The organism is Streptomyces sp. NPDC006265, assembly GCF_040613555.1.
Taxonomy (GTDB): domain Bacteria; phylum Actinomycetota; class Actinomycetes; order Streptomycetales; family Streptomycetaceae; genus Streptomyces.
Map to the genome: position 1 here is coordinate 1 of NZ_JBEXSH010000670.1, position 5,135 is coordinate 5,135.

Here is a 5,135-nt window from a genome sequence, read left to right on the forward strand (position 1 = left end):
TCTATAACACCCACATCTTCACCCCTGTTCCCACCCCCCTCGCTTTCCCGCCGCCCTGCGGGGGGTGCCCCGGGCGGGGCACCGCCCGGCCCCCACGGGGCGGGCGGGCCAGCCCCGGGCCTGCTCTCAGATGTCGCTCTTCTTCACGGTGCACAGGGCCCAGATGATGAACGCGGTCAACGCGATCATCACGACGGACCAGACCGGGTAGGCGGGCAGGGAGAGGAAGTTGGCGATGAGGACGAGCCCGGCGATCCCCACACCGAGGACGCGCGCCCAGGTGGATGCCTGGAACAGCCCCACGCTGACGAGCACGGCGACCACGCCCAGGGCGAGGTGGATCCAGCCCCAGCCTGTGAGGTTGAAGGAGAAGACGTAGTTGGGCGTCGAGACGAAGACCTGATCCTCCGCGATGGCCGAGATGCCGCGCATGATCCCCAAGATCCCGGCGATCATGAGCATGACGGCCGCGAAGATCATCAAACCCGCGGCGGCGGCTCCGTGCCTCGCCCTCGGCGTTCCGTGCGTCGGGTGTGTAGCGGTCATCCTGCTGCCTCGATTCTGCTGCGTCCGGCGCGGTCAGCGACCGGAGGTGGGGTATCGGGGGCCGAGGCGCCCGCTGCTCCGGAGCCGCTGAGCACCAGCTCCTTCGCCCTGCGGGACTCCTCGTCCATGATGTCGCCGCGGGTACGGATCTCGGACAGCCCGGCGAGCTCGTCGACGCTGCTGGGCGGGTCCTCGCCGCGCCGGGCGGTCTCCCTGACGTAGCCGTCGAAGGCCTGCTGCTGCGCACGGGCCCGGTCCGTCTCCCGGGGGCCCATGTTCCGGCCGCGGGCGAGGACGCAGACGAACACACCCAGGAAGGGCAGCAGGACGCAGAAGACCAGCCGGCCGGTCTTGCCCCTCCGCTCAGGGAATCGTCGCGGAAGATGTCGAGGGCCACCCGGAAGAGCAGGACGAACCACATGATCCAGAGAAGGAACCACAGCATCGACCAGAAGGCGCTCAGCAGCGGAGCGATCGTACGCCAGGCAGTTCTGCGCGCTCATGTCGGTCCTCCCTCCCGGGTGCACGCCCGACGGTCGTCCCCGTCGACACCAGCCTGCACGGGACCGGAGCCGGGCTGCCTCACCCGTGGCGGGTGATCCGTGCGAGGCGACCGGACGCTGAGGTGGTAGGGCAGGCCTTGTGAGGTGCCCCGGTGCCGGGGCCGAGACCGAGAGGCGGGCGATGGAAGAACCAGCGGAGGTTTCCCCCCGACAGCACTATCGGCGGCGTGCGGCGATATCGGCCCTGATACGCGCCGTGCTCATCACGATCGGGCTCGTCACGGTCTACTACGTGATGCCCCTGGACGGGCGCGGCTCTTCGGGCGATTCCGCGCTCCTGGCCTGCGGGCTGCTGCTGGTGGTCGGGGTCTTCTGGTGGGAGGTGCGGGCCATCGTGACCTCGCCCTACCCCCGGCTGAAGGCCGTCGAGGCCCTGGGCACCACGCTGACGCTGTTCCTGGTGCTCTTCGCGGGCGCCTACTTCCTGGTGGAGCACACCACCCCCGGCTCGTTCAGCGAGCCGTTGAGCAAGACGGACTCCCTGTACTTCACGCTCACGACCTTCGCCACCGTCGGTTACGGGGACATCGTCGCCCGCTCTCAGACGGGGCGGATGCTGGCGATGATCCAGATGATGGGGGGACTGCTGCTGGTGGGCGTGGCGGCACGGATCCTCGCCGGCGCGGTGCAGGCGGGGCTGCGCCGGCAGGGCCGGGAGCCCTCGGACGACTTCCCCTCGCGGCCGGAGCGCTGAGCCATGACCGTACCGAGCCCCTTCACGACGTTCATGTCACCGGCCGAGCGGGCGACCGCGGGGCGGGACGCGCGGCGGCGGGTGCCGCGGTCGTCCCACGCCGGGTTCGAGGCCGGGCCCGACCGGTTCGATCCCGTCGAGGTGGTGGAGCGCCAGTCCGCCACCCGCATACCGGAGTTGGTGCCGATCCGCTACGGCCGCATGCTCGAGTCCCCGTTCCGCTTCTACCGGGGCGCGGCGGCGATCATGGCGGAGGACCTCGGGGCCCACTCGGACACCGGGCTGCGGGTGCAGCTGTGCGGGGACGCCCATCTGCTGAACTTCCGGCTGCTGGCCTCGCCGGAGCGCCATCTGGTCTTCGACATCAACGACTTCGACGAGACGCTGGCCGGGCCGTTCGAGTGGGACGTCAAACGGCTCGCGGCGAGCTTCGCCATCGCGGGCCGCGCCAACGGCTTCTCGGCGGCGGAGCAGAACAGCGCGGTGCAGACGTGCGTCCGGGCCTACCGGCGGCGGATGCGGGACTTCGCCGGAATGCGCACCCTGGACATCTGGTACGCCCAGGACGACGCCGACCACATGCGGGAGCTGATGGCCGCGTCGATGTCCAAGGAGGCCCGGCGCCGCACCGAGAAGGCCACGGCGAGCGCCCGGACCCGCACCCACATGCAGGCCTACGCGAAGCTCACCCGGGACACGGCCGAGGGGCGGCGGATCACGCCGGACCCGCCGCTGATCACCCCGCTGCGGGACCTGGTGGACGACTCGGCGCACGGCCGCGAGAAGGAGCTGCGCGCCGTCCTGGAGGGCTACGCCCGGACCCTGTCGTCCGAGCGGCGGCACCTGCTGCGCCGCTACCGCCTGGTGGACATCGCCCGCAAGGTGGTGGGAGTCGGCAGTGTCGGCACCCGCTGCTGGATCGTGCTGCTGCTCGGCCGGGACGACGACGATCCGCTGCTGCTCCAGGCCAAGGAGGCACAGGAGTCGGTGCTCGCCGCCCATTCCGGCGGCGACCGCTACGACAACCAGGGCCGGCGTGTGGTGGCGGGGCAGCGGCTGATCCAGACGACCAGCGACATCCTGCTGGGCTGGACGCACGCGGTGGGCCTCGACGGGCGCGAGCGGGACTTCTACGTACGGCAGCTGCGGGACTGGAAGGGCATCGCCCGGCCGGAGACCATGGACCCCGGCCTGCTCCGGCTGTTCGGGCGGCTGTGCGGGGCGAGCCTGGCGCGGGCCCACGCCCGCTCCGGCGATCCCGTCGCCATCGCGGCCTACCTGGGTGGCGGCGACCGCTTCGACCGGGCGCTCACCGTGTTCGCCCAGGCGTACGCCGACCAGAACGAGCGGGACTTCGAGGCGCTGGGCGCGGCGGCCCGCTCGGGCCGGATCAACGCGGCGACGAGGTGATCGCCCGGGTCTTCGGGACCGGCGAGGCGGATCGGCGTCAGCCGCCGGTCCGCGCGGGGCGCCTCCGCAGGGCAGCCGTCACCCCCTCGCCGGCGGCGCGCGGCGCCCGCAGGAGACGCGTCCCGTCGTCTGCCGTCCGTTCCACCACGAGCGACGCCCGTTCCGCTCCGGATCTCGGCGCTCATCCACCCGCGCACGCCCGGCCCCGGCCCGTAACCACCCGCTGCGGGCGATGCGTACCGGGCGCGACGGGGGGTTCCCTGGAGTTCACGCACACCACCTACGGAGCCGCGCGGCCCGGCCCGGGCGGCTCGGAACAGGGGTATCGGCCATGTGCCGCTGGCTCGCCTACTCAGGCACTCCCGTGATCCTCGACGACGTCCTCTACCGCCCGGAGCACTCGCTGATCGACCAGAGCCTGCACGCCCGGATGGGGGTCGAGACCACCAACGGCGACGGCTTCGGCGTCGGCTGGTACGCGTGGCACCTGCGCACTCCCGCCGTCATCCGCGACACCGGCCCGGCCTGGAGCAACCGCAACCTGAGGGAGATCGCCGACCACGTCCGCTCGCCGCTGTTCTTCGCGCATGTGCGCGCCTCCACCGGCTCGGCCGTGCAGCAGACGAACTGCCATCCGTTCCGCCACGGGCGGTGGATGTGGATGCACAACGGGGCGATCGACGGGTTCCGCGAACTGCGCCGGGATCTCATGCTGACCGTGGAACCGGGGCTGTTCCCGTCGATGGAGGGCACGACGGACTCGGAAGTGATGTTCCACGTGGCGCTCACCTTCGGGCTGGACGGCGATCCGCCGGGTGCGGTGGCCCGGATGACGGGGCTCATCGAGCGCCTCGGCCGCGAGCACGGGGTGCCGCAGCCACTGCAGATGACCCTGGCGGTCACCGACGGGGAGCGGGTGTGGTTCTTCCGCTACTCCAGCGCGGGGAAGTCACGGTCGCTGTACTACAGCAGCCGGGTGGAGGACGTGCGGGCCCTCCACCCCGACCTGGGGTTCCTGAACCACGTCTCCGACGAGACGCGGCTGGTCGTGTCGGAGCCGCTGGGCGATCTCCCCGGGGTGTGGAACGCCGTGCCGGAGAGCACCTTCGGGGTCGTCCAGCCCGGCCGGGAGCTGCTGCAGCACTTCGAGCCGGAGCCCGTGTGAGCCCTGCCGTGCCGTGGCTCAGCGCAGGTGCGCGGCGAAAGCCTCGTAGGCCCGTTCGTCGAAGAGGACGAATCTGACCTCCTCGACCGTGGTGTCCGCCGCCCGTACGGTCTCGACGGCGATGCGGGCGCCGTCGTCCATCGGCCAGCCGTAGACGCCGGTGGAGATCGCGGGGAACGCGACCGTGCGGGCGCCGAGTTCGCCGGCGACACGGAGCGACTCGCGGTAGCAGGACGCGAGGAGGCCGGAGCGGTCCTCGGTCGCGCTGAACACCGGGCCGACGGTGTGGACGACCCAGCGGGCGTCCAGGTCGCCCGCGGTGGTGGCGACCGCCCGGCCCGTGGGCAGGCCCTTGCCGAGGTGCGCCGCGCGGAGCCGGCGGCAGTCCTCCAGGATCGCCGGGCCGCCACGGCGGTGGATCGCCCCGTCGACTCCTCCCCCGCCCAGCAGTGAGGAGTTGGCCGCGTTGACGATCGCGTCGACGCTCTCGCGGGTGATGTCGCCCTTGACGAGTTCGATGGCGGTCATGTCCGCCTCAGTCGCTTCCAGACGGCCTTCGCCGCGTTGTGCCCCGACATGCCGTGCACTCCGGGGCCCGGCGGGGTCGCCGACGAGCAGATGAAAACGGCCGGGTGCGGGGTGCTGTAGGGGAACAGGGTGGCCCTGGGGCGCAGCAGCAGCTGGAGACCGGAGGCGGCGCCGGAGCCGATGTCCCCGCCGACGTAGTTGGCGTTGCGGGCGGCGAGTTCGGGCGGGC

The 5,135-nt window shown here is 71.9% G+C and carries 5 protein-coding genes and 2 pseudogenes; 3 read left to right on the forward strand and 4 right to left on the reverse strand.

Annotated features, from left to right (window positions below; translation table 11 throughout):
• Positions 1-126: 126 nt before the first annotated feature.
• On the reverse strand, positions 127-546 hold the full coding sequence (locus tag ABZ281_RS37010) for a hypothetical protein (RefSeq protein WP_356662424.1): 420 nt from the start codon (positions 544-546) through the stop codon (positions 127-129).
• Positions 543-1,049, reverse strand: a pseudogene (locus ABZ281_RS37015) (SHOCT domain-containing protein). Before ABZ281_RS37015 ends, ABZ281_RS37010 begins: the two are co-directional and overlap by 4 nt.
• A gap of 256 nt (positions 1,050-1,305) precedes the next feature.
• Here ABZ281_RS37015 and ABZ281_RS37020 point away from each other — a divergent pair.
• From ABZ281_RS37020 to ABZ281_RS37030, 3 genes are all read left to right on the forward strand, one after another.
• Entirely contained in the window at positions 1,306-1,803 is a 498-nt protein-coding gene (locus ABZ281_RS37020; RefSeq protein ID WP_356662425.1) for an ion channel, read from the forward strand.
• Positions 1,804-1,806: 3 nt separating this feature from the next.
• Complete coding sequence (locus ABZ281_RS37025; protein ID WP_356662426.1) at positions 1,807-3,213, forward strand: DUF2252 domain-containing protein; 1,407 nt, start codon at positions 1,807-1,809, stop codon at positions 3,211-3,213.
• 331 nt (positions 3,214-3,544) lie between these two features.
• Positions 3,545-4,378 (forward strand): class II glutamine amidotransferase, encoded by an 834-nt coding sequence (locus ABZ281_RS37030; protein WP_356662427.1) that lies wholly within the window; start codon positions 3,545-3,547, stop codon positions 4,376-4,378.
• A gap of 18 nt (positions 4,379-4,396) precedes the next feature.
• On the opposite strand, the gene ABZ281_RS37035 is transcribed toward ABZ281_RS37030, so the two are convergent.
• Complete coding sequence (locus ABZ281_RS37035) at positions 4,397-4,906, reverse strand: O-acetyl-ADP-ribose deacetylase (RefSeq protein ID WP_356662428.1); 510 nt, start codon at positions 4,904-4,906, stop codon at positions 4,397-4,399.
• Positions 4,903-5,135: pseudogene (locus ABZ281_RS37040) on the reverse strand (hypothetical protein); the annotation flags it as partial. The gene ABZ281_RS37035 and the pseudogene ABZ281_RS37040, both read right to left, overlap by 4 nt.